This window comes from Deinococcus planocerae (genome assembly GCF_002869765.1).
Taxonomy (GTDB): Bacteria; Deinococcota; Deinococci; order Deinococcales; family Deinococcaceae; genus Deinococcus; species Deinococcus planocerae.
In genome coordinates this window covers 1-19,298 of record NZ_PNOR01000008.1, presented here as the reverse complement: position 1 = coordinate 19,298, position 19,298 = coordinate 1, and the positions used below count along the sequence as shown (strand labels likewise).

General features: G+C 69.7%; 20 protein-coding genes and 1 rRNA gene. 9 read left to right on the top strand and 12 right to left on the bottom strand.

Annotated features, from left to right (window positions below):
* Window positions 1-19 precede the first annotated feature (19 nt).
* The 6 genes from coxB (at window position 20) to A7B18_RS06005 (ending at window position 6,624) form a co-directional block, all read left to right on the top strand.
* Complete coding sequence (coxB, locus tag A7B18_RS06030; protein WP_245872761.1) at window positions 20-1,261, top strand: cytochrome c oxidase subunit II; 1,242 nt, start codon at window positions 20-22, stop codon at window positions 1,259-1,261.
* Complete coding sequence (locus A7B18_RS06025; protein ID WP_102125792.1) at window positions 1,258-3,714, top strand: cbb3-type cytochrome c oxidase subunit I; 2,457 nt, start codon at window positions 1,258-1,260, stop codon at window positions 3,712-3,714. The genes coxB and A7B18_RS06025 overlap by 4 nt, the downstream gene beginning before the upstream one ends.
* A 155-nt stretch (window positions 3,715-3,869) precedes the next feature.
* The gene (locus tag A7B18_RS06020) at window positions 3,870-4,568 is read left to right on the top strand and encodes an SCO family protein (RefSeq protein ID WP_102125791.1); all 699 of its coding nucleotides are present in this window, start codon (window positions 3,870-3,872) and stop codon (window positions 4,566-4,568) included.
* Between the two features lie 137 nt (window positions 4,569-4,705).
* Window positions 4,706-5,704 carry a Holliday junction branch migration DNA helicase RuvB gene (gene ruvB / locus A7B18_RS06015; protein WP_102125790.1) on the top strand — a complete coding sequence of 333 codons (999 nt, stop codon included), beginning with the start codon at window positions 4,706-4,708 and terminating at the stop codon, window positions 5,702-5,704.
* A gap of 137 nt (window positions 5,705-5,841) precedes the next feature.
* The gene (locus tag A7B18_RS06010) at window positions 5,842-6,240 is read left to right on the top strand and encodes a hypothetical protein (RefSeq protein ID WP_180970038.1); all 399 of its coding nucleotides are present in this window, start codon (window positions 5,842-5,844) and stop codon (window positions 6,238-6,240) included.
* 27 nt (window positions 6,241-6,267) lie between these two features.
* Window positions 6,268-6,624, top strand: coding sequence for an ArsC/Spx/MgsR family protein (locus A7B18_RS06005; RefSeq protein WP_180970037.1), 357 nt, complete (start codon window positions 6,268-6,270; stop codon window positions 6,622-6,624).
* Window positions 6,625-6,630: 6 nt separating this feature from the next.
* On the opposite strand, the gene A7B18_RS06000 is transcribed toward A7B18_RS06005, so the two are convergent.
* From A7B18_RS06000 to A7B18_RS05985, 4 genes are all read right to left on the bottom strand, one after another.
* On the bottom strand, window positions 6,631-7,536 hold the full coding sequence (locus A7B18_RS06000; protein ID WP_102125788.1) for an alpha/beta hydrolase family protein: 906 nt from the start codon (window positions 7,534-7,536) through the stop codon (window positions 6,631-6,633).
* Window positions 7,537-7,573: 37 nt separating this feature from the next.
* Window positions 7,574-8,686 carry an acyltransferase gene (locus tag A7B18_RS05995; RefSeq protein WP_102125787.1) on the bottom strand — a complete coding sequence of 371 codons (1,113 nt, stop codon included), beginning with the start codon at window positions 8,684-8,686 and terminating at the stop codon, window positions 7,574-7,576.
* A 68-nt stretch (window positions 8,687-8,754) separates the two neighbouring features.
* The gene (locus A7B18_RS05990) at window positions 8,755-9,501 is read right to left on the bottom strand and encodes an SDR family oxidoreductase (protein WP_102125786.1); all 747 of its coding nucleotides are present in this window, start codon (window positions 9,499-9,501) and stop codon (window positions 8,755-8,757) included.
* Window positions 9,502-9,536: 35 nt separating this feature from the next.
* Entirely contained in the window at window positions 9,537-11,573 is a 2,037-nt protein-coding gene (locus A7B18_RS05985) for a molybdopterin oxidoreductase family protein (RefSeq protein WP_102125785.1), read from the bottom strand.
* A gap of 109 nt (window positions 11,574-11,682) precedes the next feature.
* Between A7B18_RS05985 and A7B18_RS05980 the strand changes: the two genes are divergently transcribed.
* Window positions 11,683-12,303 (top strand): GrpB family protein, encoded by a 621-nt coding sequence (locus tag A7B18_RS05980; protein WP_102125784.1) that lies wholly within the window; start codon window positions 11,683-11,685, stop codon window positions 12,301-12,303.
* 7 nt (window positions 12,304-12,310) lie between these two features.
* On the opposite strand, the gene A7B18_RS05975 is transcribed toward A7B18_RS05980, so the two are convergent.
* The gene (locus A7B18_RS05975) at window positions 12,311-12,820 is read right to left on the bottom strand and encodes a hypothetical protein (RefSeq protein WP_102125783.1); all 510 of its coding nucleotides are present in this window, start codon (window positions 12,818-12,820) and stop codon (window positions 12,311-12,313) included.
* A gap of 104 nt (window positions 12,821-12,924) precedes the next feature.
* Between A7B18_RS05975 and pnp the strand changes: the two genes are divergently transcribed.
* The gene (pnp, locus tag A7B18_RS05970; protein WP_102125782.1) at window positions 12,925-15,096 is read left to right on the top strand and encodes a polyribonucleotide nucleotidyltransferase; all 2,172 of its coding nucleotides are present in this window, start codon (window positions 12,925-12,927) and stop codon (window positions 15,094-15,096) included.
* A 54-nt stretch (window positions 15,097-15,150) separates the two neighbouring features.
* Here pnp and A7B18_RS05965 read toward each other — a convergent pair whose 3' ends face one another.
* Window positions 15,151-15,396, bottom strand: a complete 246-nt coding sequence (locus tag A7B18_RS05965) for a hypothetical protein (protein ID WP_102125781.1) — start codon at window positions 15,394-15,396, stop codon at window positions 15,151-15,153.
* A 33-nt stretch (window positions 15,397-15,429) separates the two neighbouring features.
* Here A7B18_RS05965 and A7B18_RS05960 point away from each other — a divergent pair, with 33 nt between their 5' ends.
* A complete protein-coding gene (locus tag A7B18_RS05960; protein ID WP_102125780.1) occupies window positions 15,430-15,744 on the top strand; it encodes a hypothetical protein in 315 nt (104 codons plus the stop codon).
* Between the two features lie 73 nt (window positions 15,745-15,817).
* Here A7B18_RS05960 and A7B18_RS05955 read toward each other — a convergent pair whose 3' ends face one another.
* The 6 genes from A7B18_RS05955 to A7B18_RS05930 all read right to left on the bottom strand — a co-directional run.
* Window positions 15,818-16,285: a hypothetical protein gene (locus tag A7B18_RS05955; RefSeq protein ID WP_245872760.1), complete on the bottom strand. Its 468-nt coding sequence runs from the start codon at window positions 16,283-16,285 to the stop codon at window positions 15,818-15,820.
* A gap of 65 nt (window positions 16,286-16,350) precedes the next feature.
* Window positions 16,351-16,878, bottom strand: coding sequence for a 2-amino-4-hydroxy-6-hydroxymethyldihydropteridine diphosphokinase (folK, locus tag A7B18_RS05950; protein ID WP_102125778.1), 528 nt, complete (start codon window positions 16,876-16,878; stop codon window positions 16,351-16,353).
* Window positions 16,878-17,237, bottom strand: coding sequence for a dihydroneopterin aldolase (gene folB / locus A7B18_RS05945; protein ID WP_102125777.1), 360 nt, complete (start codon window positions 17,235-17,237; stop codon window positions 16,878-16,880). Before folB ends, folK begins: the two co-directional genes overlap by 1 nt.
* The gene (gene folP / locus A7B18_RS05940; protein WP_102125776.1) at window positions 17,234-18,085 is read right to left on the bottom strand and encodes a dihydropteroate synthase; all 852 of its coding nucleotides are present in this window, start codon (window positions 18,083-18,085) and stop codon (window positions 17,234-17,236) included. The genes folB and folP overlap by 4 nt, the downstream gene beginning before the upstream one ends.
* 73 nt (window positions 18,086-18,158) lie before the next feature.
* Window positions 18,159-18,947 carry an ImmA/IrrE family metallo-endopeptidase gene (locus A7B18_RS05935; protein WP_102125900.1) on the bottom strand — a complete coding sequence of 263 codons (789 nt, stop codon included), beginning with the start codon at window positions 18,945-18,947 and terminating at the stop codon, window positions 18,159-18,161.
* 229 nt (window positions 18,948-19,176) lie between these two features.
* Window positions 19,177-19,298: ribosomal RNA gene (locus A7B18_RS05930) — 16S ribosomal RNA — on the bottom strand; the annotation flags it as partial.

Below are 19,298 nucleotides of genomic sequence, written 5' to 3'. Positions count from 1 at the left end.
AAAGAGGAAAGGAGTGAAGTTGAACACCAACCATAGCCGCCCTAGACGCGGACCACCGGGGGGTCTGCCGCGCCGCGCCGCGCAGGCGGGTCTGCTGGGGCTGGCCGCGACGCTGCTTTCAGGCTGTCAGTCGGAGAGGCTGATCAGCATCGGCGACATGGCGTCGGCCAGCAACCGCGAAGTCTTCTGGATGAGCGTGCCCGCCATCGCCTTCTCGATCATCATCTTCGTCGCCGTGTCGTGGGCGCTGTTTTACAGCGTGCAGAAGTTCCGCTCGGACCGCAACGACGCCCCGCCCGCACAGTTTCACGGCAACAACCGCCTGGAGGTCATCCTGGTGGTCGTGCCCGTCCTGATCGTGGTGCTGCTGAGCGTCCTCACGGTGCGGACGATGGCGCGCATCAACCCCACCCCGCGCGAGGCGGTGGACATCAACGTGCTCGCCCGGCAGTTCTGGTGGAACTTCGGCTACCCGGGCGCGCCCGCCGCCGCCGGGGGAACGGTCACCAACGGCAACGAACTCGTGGTGCCCACCCGCAACCAGATTGCGCTCACGATGACCGCCGGAGACGTGCTCCACGGCTTCTGGGCGCCCAACCTGGGCGGGCAGCGCTACGCGATTCCCGGCTCGCAGAAGACGTGGCAGATCGACACCGACCGGGTGGGCGTGTACTACGGCGAGTGCTCGGTGCTGTGCGGGGCGAGCCACGCGAACATGCGCTACCGGGTGATCGCGCTGGAGCCGGAGCGCTACAACTCGTTTCTGCGCACGGCCCAGACCTACCGCGCCCCCACCCCCGCTCCCGGCAGCTCCGAGGCGCGCGGGTACACGATCTTCATGCAGGGCAAGCCCTCGACGGGGGCGCTCGCCTGCGCCTCGTGCCACCGGGTGCAGGGCACGCCCGCGAACGGCGCCGCCGGGCCCGACCTGAGCTTTTTCGGCACCCGCCGCACGCTGGGCGCGGGGATGTGGGAGGGCCGCGAGGCCCAGGAGATGCTGATTCCCTGGCTGGCGAACAGCCCCGGGGTCAAGCCCGGCAGCCAGATGCCGACCTACAACGGGGCGACCTACCGGGTAAACGGAGAGGTGCGCCGCGGCGGCGTGCTCACCCGAGGTGAGCTGGAGGACGTGGCCGCCTACCTGCGGACCCTGCGCCTGCCCGAGGAGGCCGACTACTGGCGGGGCGTGCCGGTGATCGGGGCGGGCAACACCCAGGGCCGCGCCGACCGCGCCATCGGCGACGAAGGAGGAACTCCGTGACGGTTCAGCAAGCGCCGCAAACCACCGCCACCATCCGCCGGGGCGCGTGGGAGGTCGTCAAGGACTACATGATGACCACCGATCACAAGAAGATCGGGATCTTGTACATCCTCACGTCCCTGGTGGGCTTCGCCCTCGCGGGGCTCCTGGCCGTCGCCATCCGGTTGCAGCTCGCGCTGCCGGACCAGACGCTGCTCGTGGGCAACGCCTACAACCAGGTCATCACCACGCACGCGGTGGTCATGATCTTTTTCTTCCTGATTCCCATCGGGCTGTTCGGGTTCGGGAATTTCTTCTTGCCGCTGCAACTCGGGGTGCGGGACGTGGCCCTGCCGCGCATCAACACCTTCGCGGTGTGGGGCTTTGTCTTCAGCCTCGTGCTGCTGCTTCTGGCGATTCCCAACGGCGGGGTGCCCGGCGTGGGCTGGACCTTCCCCTACCCGCTCGTCGTCGACGGCAACCAGACGGGCGCCACCGTCTTCATGGTCGCCATCATCCTCAACGGTCTGAGCTCGCTGCTCGGCAGCGCGAACTTCGCGGCGACCATCGTGAACCTGCGCGCGCCCGGCATGAGCCTGTGGAAGATGCCGATCTTCTCGTGGAGCATCTTCGCCACCGCGATCCTCCAGCTCATCAGCCTGGGCGGGCTGACCGCCGCCGCGCTCGTCGTGTACCTCGAACTCAAGCTGGGGATCAGCATGTTCAACCCCGGCATCGGGGGCTCGCCGATTCTCCAGCAGCAGTTTTTCTGGTTTTACTCACACCCTGCCGTGTACGTGATGCTGCTGCCGTACCTCGGGATCGCCGCCGAGATGGCCTCCACGATGGCCCGCAAGCCGCTGTTCGGCTACCGGGTGATGGTGTACTCGCTGCTCGGCATCGTGCTCGTCAGCCTGCTCGTGTGGGTCCACCACCTCTTCGCGGTGGGGCTGCCGGAAGCGTGGCAGATCGCCTTCGCGGTCGCCACCCTGATCGTGGCCGTGCCGACGGGCGTGAAGATCTTCAACCTGATCGGCACCCTGTGGGGCGGGCGCATCCTGATGAAGACGCCGACCTACTGGCTGGTGGGCTTCATCTTCAACTTCCTGATCGGCGGGATCACGGGCGTGTCCCTGGGGATGGTGCCCTTCGACTATCAGGTCACGATGAGCTACTACGTTGTGGCGCACTTCCACAACGTGATGATGTTCGGCACGGCGTTCCTCGCCTTCGGCGGCCTGTACTACTGGTGGCCGAAGATGACGGGCCGCTTCATGGACGAGCGCGTCGGGCTGTGGCACTTCTGGCTCTTTATGGTCGGCTCGTGGCTGACCTTCCTGCCGCAGTACGTGCTGGGCCTGATGGGGATGCCCCGGCGTTACTACACCTACCCGGCGGGCAACTTCACCTGGACGGAGCTGAATTTCATCTCCACCGTGGGCGCGCTGGTCTTGCTCGCGGGCGGCATCGTGTTCGTGTGGAACATGCTTCAAAGCCTGCGGCGGCCCATCACGGCGTCGGCCAACCCCTGGGGCGGCTTCACGCTGGAGTGGACGGCGGCCTCGCCGCCCGCCGCGTACAACTTCGCGCACGAGTTCCCGACCACCTTTCCCACCGAGCGCCCGCTGTACGACTGGGAGAAGAACGGCGACAAGCTCACGCCGGTCGATCCGAAGTCGATCCACCTGCCGGTGGACTCGATCTGGCCCTTCATGACGGCTTTCAGCCTGCTGCTGATGGGCTACGGCCTGAGCTTCGGGTGGTTCGTGAACTACGACGTCCGCGAGGGGCTCCAGCCCTTCTTCAGCGCGGGCTTCGGGCACGTCTTCGCCAGCCTGGTGCTGTACGCCAGCCTCCCGCTGTTCTTCTGGTCGCTGTTCAAGTGGGCCGGGACGCGTGAGTACGCCGTACCCGTCGAGCACCACCACCTCACGAAGTACGACAACGGCTTCATGGGCATGGCGTGGTTCATCATCTCGGAAGTCAGCCTCTTCGGCGTGCTGATCGCGGGGTACGTGTACCTGCGGATCATCGGGGCCGCCGAACCGCCCGCCCTGCGTCCCAACGTGTGGCTCGCGGCGCTGAACACCCTGATTCTGGTGTCGTCCTCCTTCGTGATCCACAAGGCCGAGCAAGACCACCACCACGGGCGCTACACCTGGTTCCGGCTGGGGCTCTTTCTCACCCTGCTGCTGGGCGTGATCTTCATGCTCTTCCAGGTCTACGAGTTCACGCTCTTCGGCGTGGAGAGCGACTGGCGCCAGAACCTGTGGCAGGCGTGCTTTTTCACCATCGTCGGGCTGCACGGTCTGCACATCCTGATCGGCGGCACGGGCATCGCGCTGCCGTACTACCAGGCGCTGACCGGCAAGATGGACAAGTACAACCACGGCTCGCTCACCGCCGCCAGCCTGTACTGGCACCTGGTGGACGTGGTGTGGCTGCTCATCGTGGCGATCTTCTACGCGTGGTGAGGTAGCGGTCGGCCATCAGCTTTCAGCTCTTGGGGGTGGGGACGTGAAAAGCGTTCCCACCTCTCTTTTTTTGTCTTCTTCCGCTGACCGCTGACGGCTGAGAGCCGAGCGCTCCTGGGACACCCCGCCCCCCGCCCCCGCCCTAGCCTGCACCCATGAAGTGGCTCACCGCCGTACTCCTCGCCCTCGCCGCAGCGTTGGGAGGGCTGCTCCTCTCCCGCAACGCCTCGCCGACCCCGACGGGCGGCACCGCCATCGACACGCCGATTCCCCTGCCCGCGCTGCGGCTGGTGAACGAGCGGGGGCAGGCGGCCAATCTTCAGGACTCGGGCGGGCGGCTGCGGCTCGTCTTCTTCGGCTTCGCGCGCTGCCCGGACGTGTGCCCGGCGACGCTGGCGGGGCTGAAAAACGACCTCGCGGGGCTGACTCCTCAGCAGCGGGAGCGGGTGCAGGTCCAGCTCGTCACCGTGGACCCCGAACACGACCAGCCGAACGTCCTGCGGGATTACCTGGGCCGCTTCGACCCGAGCTTCACGGGCCTGACGGGCGACGCGGGGACCATCGACGAGGCGGCGCGGGTCATGTTCGTGGCGAACATCAAGCCCCTGCCCGAACCTGAGGACCGGGGCGGGCATGGGGAGCACGCGGGCGCTAGGGCCGGGTCTGCCGCCCCCTCCGACGACCACAGCGACGAGGTGCCCGGCGGGGCGAACGTCGCCGCCCGCGTTCACGGCGATCAGGTCAGCGTGGTGGACACGCAGGGGCGCTTTGTCCGGGTGTACGGCAACGCGAACGTGACCAGTGGGGAGCTGCGGCGCGACCTGCCCGCGTTGATCCGGCTGTACGGAGGCTGAGCCGCACCGCACCGGAGAGCACGGCCCCCGCTCCCTCCCGGCGGGGGTCTCTTTTCGGTCCCAGCCCCAGCCCCAGCCCCAGCCTCTGTATTGCCGTACCCTCTCCCTGTTTTTCGGAAATAGCGTAATATGACCCCATGACTGAAGCGAACGACCCCGCCTTGCGGCCCAAGACGCTGACGGAATACGTCGGTCAGGAGCGGCTCAAGGAGAAGATGACGGTGTATCTCCAGGCTGCCAAGGGCCGCCGGGAGGCGCTCGACCACACGATGCTCTTCGGCCCGCCCGGGCTGGGCAAGACGACGCTGGCGCACATCATCGCGCATGAGCTCGGCGTGAACATCCGCGTCACCTCGGGCCCGGCCATCGAGAAGCCGGGGGACCTCGCCGCCATCCTCACGAACTCGCTGGAGGAAGGCGACGTGCTCTTCATCGACGAGATTCACCGGCTGGGCCGGGTGGCGGAGGAACACCTCTACCCCGCGATGGAGGACTACAAGCTCGACATCGTGCTGGGGCAGGGACCGGCGGCCAGGACCATCGAGCTGCCGCTGCCGCGCTTCACGCTGGTGGGGGCGACCACCCGCCCGGGGCTGATCACCGCACCCATGCGGTCGCGCTTCGGCATCATCGAGCACCTGGAGTACTACACGCCCAGCGAGATCGGCACGAACCTGCTGCGTGACGCCCGGCTGCTCGGCTTCGGATTGACGGAAGACGCCGCCGTGGAGATCGGCGCCCGCTCGCGCGGCACGATGCGCATCGCCAAGAGGTTGCTCCGGCGCGTGCGCGACTACGCCGAGGTGGCGGGCGAGAAGCTCATCGAGCTGCCCCGCGCGCTGGACGCCCTCGACCGCCTGGGACTGGACTCGGCGGGCCTGGACGACCGCGACAAGAAGTACCTGGAGACCCTGATCCACCGTTTCGCGGGCGGGCCGGTCGGCGTGGACACCCTCGCCACCGCGATCTCGGAGGACGCCCTGACGCTGGAGGACGTGTACGAGCCCTACCTGATCCAGCTCGGCTTCATCAAGCGCACCCCCCGTGGCCGCGTCGCCACCGCCCACGCCTACGACCACCTGGGGCTGCCGGTGGGCGGGCGCGACGAGGACGGGGCGGGGGTGTACACGAACTGAGGCGGTCGGGGGCACGGCGGCTTCTTTTCGTCCTGGCCATCCTGATCTTTCTGGTCCCGGTAGGACTTATCGGCGCTTATATCTGGCAGGCGGGGCTGGACCTTCAGAGTCCGGCCTCGTCGCGTCAGTGGATCAAGGTGTGCGCGCGCAGCCGCATCGACCTGTACTGCAAGGCCGCCGCGCGGGTCATGCGCGAGGTGGACGGCCCGGTGGTGTTCCTGCACCCCAATATGGGAGATGACCAGATCACGGAAGAGTTGATCGCCTGGCGGGGCCGCCCGCCCACTGGGGCGGAACTCGACGCGGTGGCGCGGGCCAATCTGTTTCCGGTCACTAGGCTGACCCCGGGAGCCGTGGCCTCGCTGGATGGGCACAATCGCGAGGTGGTATGCGGCCTGCCGAACGAGCGACTGGCCTGCCGGATCGATCACCTGCGGTTCAATCTACGGAATCAGCCGCGCGCTCCTGAAGACGGCGCGGTGTACTCGGTCTTTGGTCCACAGCACGGCCAGAACTTTTTCCTGCCGCTGCCCTGAGCGCACCAGGACCCTTACACTCCCCCCATGCCCGACCTCCAGGTCCAGATGTTCGGCCTCAAGAAGAGTGCGGCCACCCGCGCCGCCGAGCGGTTCTTCAAGGAGCGGCGGATCAAGATTCACTTCGTCGATCTGGCGGCCAAGCCCATCGCCAGGGGGGAACTGACCCGATTCGTGCAGAAGTTCGGTCTCAATGCGCTGCTCGACACGGAGGGCAAGGCGTACGAGCGCAGCAACCTCGCCTACCTGCGCACGACGGAAGACGCCATTATCAATCGGATCATCGAGACACCGGAACTGCTGCGCCTGCCTCTGGTGCGCGGCGGCAAGGTGCTGACGGTGGGCGAGGACCCGGAGGGCTGGGCGCGGATGCTGGGGGGGTGAGGGGCCCTAGTTGACCTCGCCCGACGGACCGGGAAGGGCGCCCTGATCGGGCGTGACCCGCTGCTCCAGTCGGTTCAGGAAGGCCAGCATCTCGTTCACGAGGGCGTCCCCGAAGTGCGAGCCACCCAGGTGGGGCCCCGTCAGACGCACGAGGCGGCTCTCGGGCGAGGTGGTGCGGGCGAAGATGGCCTCGCCGTGACGGGCGAAGGGCACGACCTGATCCTCCGGGCTGCCCGCCACGAGCAGCGGAACCTGGGCCGCCTGGGGAGTGTTGAAATCGTTGAAGGGGTCGCGCCGGGGGGGAAGGGGCGTCCCCTGGCTCACCCCGTGCGCGGCGGCGATGTCGCTCCGGAAGGTGGCGTTGCTTCCCTGCCAGACGTCGCGGAGGTTGACCTCGGCGTCGAGCAGCACCACGCCCGACACGGGGTAGACCGGGTAAAAGGCCGTGAGCAGGGCGGGCAAGCCCCCCATCGAATACCCGAAGTTGTAGGTGCGCCCGTTGAAGGGGAAGGTGCGGATCGCCCGCGAGCGCATGTCGGCGAGGTAGGTCAGCGTTTGCGGCGCCCCCCAGGTCGTGGCCCCCGCGTCGTTGCTCACGAGGACGGCATACCCGGCCCCGAGCAGCCGCGCGTACAGGGAGCGCAGGTGGGGCCGGGTCAGGCTGACCTCGGAGGTCATGCCGCGCGAGTGCGAGACGACCACGAGCGGGCAGGCGGGGGGACACGCGGCGGGGCGAAACAAGAAAGCGTCGCCGAGCGGATGCGGAAAGCGCAGGGGCTCGGGCAGGGCGACCTCCGAACCCGGCTGGGCTTGGGCGAGCGGGGCGGACGGGAGCGTGGCCGCAGGCGGCACGGGAGGCGTGGCGGCGAGGGCGGCGGACGACAGGAAGAGGGAGAGCACCACGCGCTTCATCGCGGCAGAGACTAACAGAAGCCGGGAGCCGGGGCCGTCAGCGACCGAACAGCCAGCGCGACAGGGCCCTGCCTTCCAGCAGCCGCGCGATCAGCACCGGGATGCCCAGGGCGATCAGGCCATAGAGGGCGAGCACCGCGAGGAACGTGGCCGAGTGGCCCGGAAAGCCCAGCCGCTCCAGGAACCCCAGCACCGCCGGGTGGAGCAGATAGATCTGGAGGCTCACCGTGCCCAGGTAGACGAGGACCCCTCTCCACCGCGTCTGGAGGGGAGCCAGCACCTGCGCCAGCCCGAACAGGGCGAGGACCGCCGCCGCCGTGAAGGTCCAGTTCGCCGCGCTGTACGTCACGCTGCTCACCCGCCCGCCCTGGAGCAGGGTAACGGCGACGGGCACGTACCACGCCAGCGCCAGCACGGCAGCCCCCACGAACCACCAACGCCACCGTGCCCACAGCGCCTCGAACGCTCCCTCGTTGGCCCCGAAGTACATCCCCAGGGTGAGGGCGGGGACGTACCACAGCGCCATCGTGCCGGGGAAGCGGAAGCTCAGGACACCTGCGCGGTTAAGCCAGAACACCAGAAATTGCAACGTGAAGGCCGCGATCAACACCCCCAAAAAGGGCCAGCGCCGCCGCCACAGGGGCAGCAGCAGCGGCAGCACGAGGTAGAACTGGAGGACGATCAGCAGGAAGTAGAGGTGGAAGTACCCCTTACCGTACTGCACCCACACCTGCCAGCGTTCCGGGTCGGCGAGGACCGAGGGGGGGTCCTGACGGGTGAGGACCCGGAAGAGCACGTAGAGCACCGTCCAGAGCAGGTAGGGGAGCAGCGCCGTGCGAATGCGCGCCGCGTAATACTTGCCGAGGTCCAGGCGGCGCATCGCCGAGCGGGTGAGCACCAGCGCCGTCATAAATACGAAGGCGGGCACGACGAAATGCAGCGAGCGGTTGACGACGGCGATGCCGGTACTCAGGGTCGAGCCCGCCTCCGCGTGCCGCAGGGCGAGCCCGGTGAGGTGGTGCGCCACGACCGCCACGATTGCCAGCCCCCGGAACACGTCCACGGCGGGAAGACGGTCCCCGGCGTCCTGTCGCTTTCCGGGCACCGTCGTGGGCAGGGAAGCGTCGGCGGGTGCGGAAGGCGTCGTCATGGCGGGGCTCAGTATAGGTATAGGTAGGGATAGGGATGAGCTTCGCGGCCCGGGACTCCCGGGGGCCGTCAGCGTCCGCCGCCCACGTCGAGCAGCGCGCCGGTGACGTAGCTCGCCTCGTCCGAGAGGAGCCACAGGATGGCCTGGGCGACCTCCTCCGGGCTGCCGCCGCGCCCCAGCGGGATGCCTGGGGCCAGCCGGGTGACGCGACCCGGTTCCCCACCGAGCGCGTGAATCTCGGTCTCGATCAATCCGGGCCGCACCGCGCAGACCCGGATGCCCTCGGCGGCCACCTCACGCGCGAGGCCGACCGTGAGGGTATCGACCGCCCCCTTGGAGGCCGCGTAATCGACATACTCGCCCGGTGACCCCAGCACGGAGGCCCGTGACGAGACGTTGACGATCACGCCGCCCGCGCCCCCGCGCCGGGTGGACATGCGCCGCACCGCTGCCCCCGCACACAGGAAGCTGCCGATCACGTTGGTCGTCAGGACCCGGGCGAGCCGGGCCGCGTCCATCTCCTCCACCCGCGTCTGCCGCTCCAGCACCCCCGCATTGTTCACCAGCGCCGTGACCCGGCCCAGCCCCGCCTCGACCTCACCGAAAAGCCGCTCCACGTCGTCCTCACGCCCAACGTCGGCCCGCACGGCGAGTGCCCGACCGCCCGAACACTCGATCTCGCGCACGATTTCCCCGGCAGCCCCGGCGTCCTGCCGGTAGTTGACCCCCACCGCGTATCCCTGAAGCGCCGCGAGCCGGGCCGTGGCCGCGCCGATCCCCCGGCTCCCGCCCGTGATCAGGACGACTCTGGTCATGGCCCAGCTTAACGGGCGGGCAAACCCCTACCCCCTCAGTCCCCCGCCGCCTCGATCCGCACCCGCGTGTTGTGGAAGGTGCTCCCCCCGCCCAGGTCGGTCAGCGTCTGCGCCGTCAGGGCGTTGATGCTCGTGCCATCGGGCGCCGAGAGGCCCCACCACGTCCCCTCCACCACGGCGACGCCGGGCTGGGCCGAGTCCGTCACCCTCACCCGGCGCAGGGCCTGCCCCACCTCGCTCCGAATCACCGCGCGTTCGCCGTCCGCCAGGCCATACGCCTCGGCATCCTCGGGGTGGACGAGAACCTGCGGCTCGCCCCCCTCGGCGCGGTTGAGGCGATCCAGGTTGCCGTAGGTGCTGTTCAGGAAGTGGTGCGCGGGCGGGGTGATCAGGCGCAGGGGGTAGTCGGCGTTCAGTTGCGCTTGCGGCTCGTGATGCCTTGGCGCGGGCGAGAGTTCCACCTTCCCGCTGGGTGTCGGGGCGCCGTGGGCGTAGGGCAGGAACGTCTCGGGCAGATTCAGGGGCACGCTCCCCTCGGCCTTGAGGCGTTCGGGGGTGATTCCCGCGAGGTGGGGATGGTCGGTCGCCAGCACCTCGCGCATCAGGTCGTCCACCGTCCAATACACGCTGGGCTCGGTCACGCCCAGGCGGCGGGCGAGTTGTTGGAACACCCAGGTGTTGGGCCGGGTTTCGCCGGGGGCCTCCAGCACAGCCTCGTTGTAGCCGAGCCAGTGGTGCCCGTAGCTGGGGTACAGGTCAGGGTGCTCCATGAAGGTCGTCGCCGGGAGCACATAATCCGCCAGCCGCGCCGTCTCCGTCATCGCCTGTTCGAGCACGACGACGAGGAGGTCGTCCCGCGCGAACCCAGCACGCACCCGGCCCGAATCCGGCGCCACGACGGCGGGGTTGCAGTTGTAGACGACGACGGCGCCGAACCCGGCTTCCGGTGCGAGGGCGTTCGCCAGCTCGTTCATGTTGACGTGCGGCGTTTCGGGCTTGACGAGGTGCGCTCCCCCCAACCGCGTCCTGTTGAGCGCAAAGGCCCCACTCGTGCTGAGCACGACCCCTCCGCCCCGGTGCCGCCAGTCGCCCGTCAGCGCAGGAATGAGGGTGACGGCGCGCAGGTTCGTCCCGCCGTTCTCGTGCCGCGTCATCCCGTAGCCGACCCGGATATACGTGGGCCGCGTGGTGCCGATGGCGTGGGCGAGGTCGCGCACCTCCTCCACGGTCAGGCCGGTGACCTCCGCCGTGCGCTCGGGCGTCCATTCCGAGGCCGCCTCGCGCAGCTCCTCCACCCCCCGCGTCGCCCCGGCGATGTACGTCTCGTCCGTCCAGCCGTGGGCGAAGAGTTCGTGCATCACCCCCAGGGCGAGGGCGGCGTCGGTGCCGGGCCTGAGCTTGAGGTGGGTATCGGCGTACTGGCTCGTGCGGTTGCGGTAGGGGTCGATGTGGATGATCCGGGCACCGTTCTTGCGGGCCGCCGTCATCTGCGGGGTGAGGTGGATGTTCGTGCTCAGCGAGTTGATGCCCCACAGGATGATAAGGCGGGCGTGCGGCACGTCGAGGGGATCGACCCCGTAGCGCGGGCCGTAACCCATCGCCCACGCCGCCGAGCCCGCCGTCGCGCAGATCGTCTCGTCGAGTTCGGGGGTGCCCAGCGCGCGCCACAAGGCGTGGGCGTGCGAGTTCTCCAGCAGGCCCATCGTGCCCGCGTAGTGGTAGCGCAGGATGGAGGAGGGACCGCGCGTGTCGAGCAGCGTCCTCAGCCGGGCCGCGATATCGTCCAGCGCCTCGTCCCAGCTCACGCGCTCGAAGTGGGGCTCGGGGTCGGTCTTGGGATTGACGCGCCGCATCGGGTAGAGGGGCCGGTCCGGGTGGTTCTGCCGCGCCGGGTAGTGGACGGTCTTGGCGCAGGCGAAACCCTTCGTGTAGGGGTGGTCCGCGTCGCCCGTGAGCTTCACTGCCCGCTCCACCCCGTCCTCGCCACGCGCCAGCGTAATCCGGAGGCGGCAGGCGTCGGGGCAGTCGAGCGGACAGGTGAGGAAGACGTCGCGGGTGAAGGGGGCGGTCATCGGGGCAAGTCTACGCGGACCTGCCAGGCGGAAGTCGTCCACCGGGCACCTTCCTCTAGCCCATTCAGCGCATTGTCCCGGGGCCAGGCCAAGGCAGACAATCCTCCCGATGAGCAAACATCCCCTCCTGCCGGACGACGAACCCCTGACCGCAGAGCAGGCGCAGGCCGCCTGGGTGGGCGAGATGCCCAGGCTCACGGGCCGGGTGGAGGTGACGGAATACGACCCCGAGTGGCCGCGCCTGTACGAGCGGGAGGCGGCCCGCCTCCGCGCCCTGCTGGGCGAGCGCGTGCTGGCCCTCGAACACGTGGGCTCCACGGCGGTGCCGGGCCTGCCCGCCAAGCCCATCATCGACCTCGACCTGTCTCTGGCCGACTCCACCGACGAGGCCGCCTATCTGCCCATCCTGGAGGGCGCGGGCTACCGTCTCGTCCTCCGCGAGCCCGACTGGCACGAGCACCGGATGTTGGGGGGACCGGACACGGACAGCAACCTGCACGTCTGGACCCTCGGCAGCCCGGAGGCCCGGCGGCACCCGATCTTCCGCGACTGGCTCAGGACGCAGGGGGACGACCGACGGCGGTACGGGGAGCTGAAACGGGAACTGGCGGGGCGCGACTTCAGTTACATGCACGAGTACAACAACGCCAAAGCCCCGCTGATCCGAGAAATCCTCGCGCGGGCCTTGGCCGCTCACACCGCCGAAAACCCCGGGGACGACGCGGACTGAACACTCCTCACGCTTCACCCTTGTGCGGCTCGGTCGCTTCTCCCCCTTCTCCGGAGGCAGCCACCCGCCCGAACTCCGCGCGCTCGGCGGCCTCGGCCTCCAGCACATCCCAAACAGGGCGGGCCGCGTGTCCCCGTGCCCTGAGGAGCGCCCGCGTAAGCTGCTCCGTCACGGGTTCTAGGGCGCGGAACACGGTCGAGCGTGCGAACTCTCGCATTGCCGACCCTTCCGGCCCGGTGACTTCCGCTAGGTCCATCGCCGCCGTGTCGAGGGGCCACAGCACCACATGAACCAGCTCATGAACGATGGTCTCCTCCTCGTCGCGGAAGGGCTCTTCGGACAGCAGGAGCAGCGCCGTACGGTGAACCGGATCGACTTTCACGTCACCGCTCTGCCAGGGGCGCTTGAACCGCACCAGTTCCAGCCGGACGGTCCACTCGTTCAGGCCGAGGAGGGCCTGCCAGGTACGGACCAGCTCTTCCAACTTTTCCCTCCCCAAAGACATGTGCTCGGACATGCCTCAGAGTGTGGCAAACCTGCCCCCGGTTCGCGGCACTTGAGCCTTTCTCCACCCTGTCCCCCAGCCCTTTTTCCAGCGGGCGCACAGGATAGACTTTCTCGGTGATAGGCAAAACGTATACCACCATGCTCGGCGGACGGGAACTGAGCATCGAGACGGGGCGGCTGGCGAAGCTCGTCAGCGGCAGCGTCACCCTGCGCTACGGGGACACCATGCTCCTCGTGACCGCCCAGGCGCGCGACGACAAGAGCACCCTGGACTTCCTGCCGCTGACCGTCGAGTTCGAGGAGAGGCACTACGCGGTGGGCAAGATTCCCGGCTCCTTCCACCGCCGGGAAGGGCGGCCCGGCGAGCGGGCGATTCTCTCGGCGCGCATCACCGACCGCCAGATTCGGCCCCTCTTCCCCAAGGGCTACCGCCACGAGACCCAGGTCATCATCACGGTGATCAGCGCCGACCAGCAGAACCTCCCCGACGTGCTGGGCCCCATCGGCGCCTCGGCGGCCCTCAGCATCAGTGACATTCCCTGGCAGGGGCCGACCGCCTGCGTCCGGGTGGGGCAGGTGGACGGCGAGTACGTCCTGAACCCGACCAGCGACCAGCTCACCCGCTCGACCCTCGACCTCGTGGTGGCGGGGACGAAGCAAGCCGTGATCATGGTGGAGGCGGGCGCGCAGGAGGTGGACGAGGAGGCCCTGGTGGGCGCCATCGAGTTCGCGCACGCGGGGATGCAGGGGGTGCTCGACCTGATCGAGACCATGCGCGCCGAGCTGGGCCGCGAGAAGTTCAACTTCCTCGCCGACGGCGACCTCAGCCCCGACCTCGTGCCCGGACTCGCCGAGGCGGCGCGGGCGGAGGGACTGCGTGACGCGCTGCTGACCACCAAGAAGAAGGAACGCAGCACGAACCTCAAGGCGTTGCGCAACCGCCTGATTGAGGCGCGCGTGCCCGATCCCGAGGCCGAGGGAGCCGGAGAGCAGATTCAGGCCCTCAAGGACGCCTTCGCCAAGGTGGAGAAGCAGGAACTGAGGCGCCTGATCATCGAAGAAGACCTGCGCGCCGACGGGCGCAACACCCGCACGGTGCGGCCCATCTGGATCGAGGCCCGGCCCCTGCCCCGCGCCCACGGCAGCGCGATCTTCACCCGCGGGGAGACGCAGGTGCTGGGTATCGCCACCCTGGGCACCGAGCGCGACGAACTGCTGGTGGACGACCTGACCGCCGAGGAGAACGACCGCTTCCTGCTGCACTACAACTTCCCGCCGTACTCGACGGGCGAGGTCAAACGCATGGGCGGCCAGTCGCGCCGCGAGGTCGGGCACGGCCACCTCGCCAAGCGGGCGATCCGGGCGGTCCTCCCCGCCTTCGACGACTTCCCCTACGTGATCCGCGTGGTGGGCGAGGTGCTGGAGTCCAACGGGTCGTCGAGCATGGCGACGGTGTGTGCCGGAACGCTGGCCCTGATGGACGCGGGCGTGCCGCTGCGGGCCCCGGTCGCGGGCGTGGCGATGGGCCTGGTGATGGAGGGGGAACGGTACCGCATCCTCACCGACATCCTGGGGCTGGAGGACGCGCTGGGCGACATGGACTTCAAGGTGTGCGGCACGGCGGGCGGTGTCACGGCCCTCCAGATGGACATCAGGGGGGGCGGCATCCCCCCCGCCGTGATGCGCGAGGCGCTCACGCAGGCCCGCGAGGCGCGGCTGCACATCCTGGGCAAGATGGCCGAGGTGCTGCCCGCCCCCAGGCCCGAACTCTCCCCCACCGCGCCGCGCATCCTGACCCTCAAGATCAACCCCGAACTCATCGGCAAGGTGATCGGCCCGGGCGGTAAGCAGATCCGCGAGCTGGAGGCGATGGGCGCGCAGATCACGGTGGAGGAGGACGGCACGGTGCGCATCTTCAGCGCCGACGGCCAGGCCGCCGAGGCAGTGCGCGGGCGCATCGAGGGCCTGACGAAGACCGCCCGCGTCGGCGAGGAGTACGAGGGCACGGTCGTCAAGACCGCCCCCTTCGGCGCCTTCGTCAACCTCTTCGCGGGGCAAGACGGGATGCTTCACATCTCGCAGATGAGCGAGCAGCGGGTGAACGCCGTCGAGGACGTGCTCAACGTGGGCGACAAGCTGCGCGTGAAGATCGCCAACATCGACGACCGCGGCAAGATCGACCTGATCCGCCCCGAGCTGGAGGGCAAGATCGCCCCGCGCGAACCGCGTCCGGCCCGGGCCGGGGGTGGGGGCGACCGGGGACCGCGCCCGCCGCGCCGGGACTGAGCAGGAGAAAACCCGGGGGGCCGCTTTCCCACGTCGGGAGGGCGGCCCTCTTCCCTACTCCCGCCCCGTGAACACCGCCAGCATCGCCGCCGCGAGCGCCCCGACCGCGCCCACGAGGAGCGGCCCGTCCTGCCCGGCCAGAAACGCCTCGATGGTCAGCCCCAGGCCGAACACGCTGGCACCCAGGGTGAGAAGGAGGACGGCCCAGAGCGGCACGGGGGATTCACCCCGGCCCGAGAGGCGGGTGCCCCAGCCGAACCCCGCGAGGATCAGGAGCGCGGCCCCCAGCCAGCCGGTCATGCGCGCAGGATAGCCTGGGCTAGAATCCATCCCATGAGGCCCGCCTACCTGACCGCCGCCCGCAGCCTGCAACTGGGGCGCGAGTGGGCGGTGGAGGGCGACCAGGACCGGGCCACCGACGCCTACGAGGAGGCGCTGGGCATCCTGCGCGCCCTGCCGCCCGAGCGCACCCGCGACGTGCTCCTCGCCCACACCCACCTCGCCTACTACCAGACGCTCGCCCTCTCGGGCGCCGCCGAGGGACAGGAACATCTGCACCTCGGCGTGAGCTACGCCCGCTCCACCCGCGATCCGCTGGCCCGCGCCATCGCCGAGGAGTGCCTCAGCGGGCTCGACGTGGTGATCTGAGGCGCGAGGAAACGACCACGCCGCCCAAGCTTTCGCAGGGCGGCGTGGTGGCAACCGGGCGCAGAAGGCCGACTTACTGGGCGCCGGGAAGCTGAATCTGGGCAATCGTCCGGCCCTGGGCCCGGTCGTGGGCGCACTGCATTCCGAGCTGACCCAGCACGGCCCGCTGGCCCTGAATGCTGATGTTGGCGGGGGCGCTCAAGGTCCAGCCGCCCTGCGGGGCCGCCTGGGTGTTGGCGACGATCTCCGCCGGCTCGGCGCCGATGTCGGCATGCAGGTTCTGGTTGGGGCGCAACTGACCGGTCTGCTGAAGGACGCCCCGCAGGGTCTCCAGCTCCTGGGCCTCGGCCAGTTGCGCCCGGCATTCCTCGATGAACTTGAACTTGCTGATGCCGTTTGCCTCGGCGTTACTGTCGTAGGGGTTGGTCCGGATGCTCAGGGCCGTCACGAAGCCCAGCAGCAACACGCTCAAGACGATGGAAACCCACAGCAGGGTGCGCCCCAGCTTGCCGTGACGCTTAGGGGAGGTCAGCTCGCTCATGTCAAGGCGCAGCATAGCGTGGACCGCCCCCGCCGACAGGAAGCCCTGTCACCCGGAAAGCGCCCTCACCCGCCCGCTGCCCTGCCCGTCTTCCCCTCCCAGTCCGGCGCCACGGGCGCCACGCCCTCCCAGCCCACCCGCGCCAGGGCCGCCGCCACCGTCTCCCCGCTCTCCGGATGGGTGAGTGCGGCGTCGAGGTCCGCCAGCGGCGCGAGGACGAAGGCCCGCTCCCAGGCGCGCGGATGGGGCAACGTCAGGCCGGGCGTGTCCCGCACCTCACGCCCGTAGAGAATCAGGTCGAGGTCAAGGGGGCGCGCCTCCCACCGCTCCCGGCGAACGCGCCCGGCAGAGCGCTCGATCTCGTGCAGCGCCCCGAGCAATTCGGCGGGCCCCAGCGGCGTGACGAGCCGGACGGCGGCGTTGAGGTAGTCGGGCTGGCCGGGGGGCCCACCGACGGGCGCCGTGCGGTACAGCCGACTGACCCCAGTCAGCGGGCCCAACCGGGCGAGCGCGTCCCGCGCGCCGCGCAGGGTGCGGTGGGCGTCGCCCAGGTTGGCCCCCAGGGCGACGTAGGCGACCTCGCCCCGGGGCATCACTCGCCCGGGCGCAGGGTCAGCTCGGCGTACACGTCGCGGAAGACGCCCGGCAGCGGCGCGAACGGTTTGTGGACCCGCACCGTCACGCGCTCCAGCCGGGGATGGTCGCGCAGCAGGCGCCGGGCAACCCGGTCGGCGAGCACCTCGATCAGCTTCCAGCGGTGCCCGGTGACCTCCTCGCGGATGGCGTCGTAGGCGGCGGCGTAGTTCACGGCGGCGCCCAGGTCGTCGGGGATGCCCGCGAAGGCCCAGTGCAACTCCGCGTCGATCACGAAGCGGGCCCCCAGCGCCGCCTCCGTCTCGTACACGCCGTGCCGCGCGTGAAACTCCAGGCCCTCCAGAACGACACGGCTCATGCGCGGAATTCTAGCGGGCCTGGGCCGTCGAGCGCCGCCTGCACCCGCAGCGCCTGCACGTGCGCCCCCGCCGCGTGCGCCCGCACCAGCGCGGCCCCCGCCCGTGCGGCGTGCAGGTGCAGGGCGAGTGTGCCCGGGTCCCGGTCCTGGGGGTCGGGCACCCCCGCCAACGTGTCGATCAGACGTTTGCGGCTCACCGCCACGAGGACCGGATGGGGCTCCGCCGTGAACTCCTCCAGGGATCGCAGCAGGGCGAGGTTGTGCGCGGGCGTCTTGCCGAAGCCCAGCCCGGGGTCGAGCAGGACCGCCGGAACGCCCGCCGCCAGAACCTCCCGCGCCCGTTCCCGCAAGAAGGCGTGAACTTCCTCCACCACGTCGTCGTAGTGCGGGGAGCGTTGCATGGTGCGCGGCTCGCCCTGCATGTGCATCACGCAGGCGGGGGCCCCACGCTCGGCACACACCCGCCGCATGGCCGGGTCGCGCAGCCCGGTCACGTCGTTGATGAGGTGCGCCCCGGCGGCGAGGGCCGCCTCCGCCACCTCGGGCTTCATGGTGTCCACGCTGAGCAAGACCCCCTCGCCCACGAGCGCGCGGATGAGCGGCAGCACACGGCGCAGCTCCTCCTCCAAAGGGACGGGATCGGCACCGGGGCGGGTGCTCTCACCGCCCACGTCGATCATCAGGGCGCCCGCGTCCCGCATGGACCGCGCCTGACCGAGCGCCGCCTCCAGCGTGGCGTGCCGCCCACCGTCGCTGAAACTGTCTGGGGTCACGTTGAGCACCCCCATCACGGCGCAGCCCCGCCACGTCACCTGCCAGCCGCCGGGCGTCCGCTCTGCGCCGGGCACCGCGAACCCGAAGGTCAGGCGGTGCGTCCGTGCCGGCCACCCCCGTGCCCCCCAGCCTCCCCGGGCAGGCTCCTCAGCCCGCAGGGTCGTCCTCTCCCTTGGCCGCCCGCGCGGGCAGGGCGAAGCTCACCATCACGCGCTGCCGGTCGGGGAAGGCGTCCACGTAGGCGGGCATCCGCCGCCCCGAGCGAAAGGGCACGTAGCTCTCCTGGCCGATAGGCAGGAGGGTGCTCAGCGCCACGGCGACCGGGTGGTCTCCCGGGATGGGGGTGCCGGGCCGCAGGCTGTACTTGACGCCGGGGGCGGCGCTGCTCGCCCGCACGGTGAGGGCCTTGGCGGGGGAGGGACGCGCCTCCTCCTCGTCGGGTTCGGCGTCCACCCGGCTCAGCGCACACACCGCGTACAAGACGGGTTGCGGTGTGCGCTCGGCGAGGGCGTACAGGGCGCTGCTCGCGCTCACGTCGGCCCGGCGGGCGAGTTCCGCGAGGGCGCGCCCCGTCGGCCCGAAGCGCGCGAGTACCTCGTCGATGAGGGGCCCCGGCATGAGCAGGGCGGCGGCGCCCACATTGCACAGCGTTTCGATCACCTGTTCCAGCCGCTCACCCTCATAGGCGTCGTGGAGGTCGCTGAGCAGATCGTCGTCGGCGAGCAGCAGCGCGTGGCTGATCTCGTGCGCGAGCGTGAAGCGCTGCCGCTCGGGCCTGACCCGGCTGTTGATCAGCACGACGCGGTGTTCGGGGTCGTAGGCGCCGTCCCGGTCCCCCATCGGCATGAAGGTCAGCGTGGCGTCCAGCCCGCTCATCAGGCTATGCGTATCCAGCCCCGGCAACGTCCGCGCGTAGGCCGCCGCCAACTCCCGCATCCGCGCCTTGGCGGGCCCGAGCGCGGGGGCCGTCACGTCCGGCACCGAGTCTGAGGGAGGCTGGCCCTGCGTCACCCCCGCAGCTTACCGTGATCCGCCTGGGTTCGGGACAAGTCAGTACAAACTGGCACGAACCAATTGGACCGGGGCCAAAACGCACACCCCCCGCGGGGGCGGGGGGTGTGGGGATACAGGACAAGGATGGTGAAGAGCAAAGCGGAGCGTGTAGAAAGGAGGTGATCCAACCGCACCTTCCGGTACAGTTACCTTGTTACGACTTCACCCCAGTCATGCGCCACAACCTAGACGTCTGCCTTGCGGCTCCCAACGGTTTTAGCTGCGACGTACTCC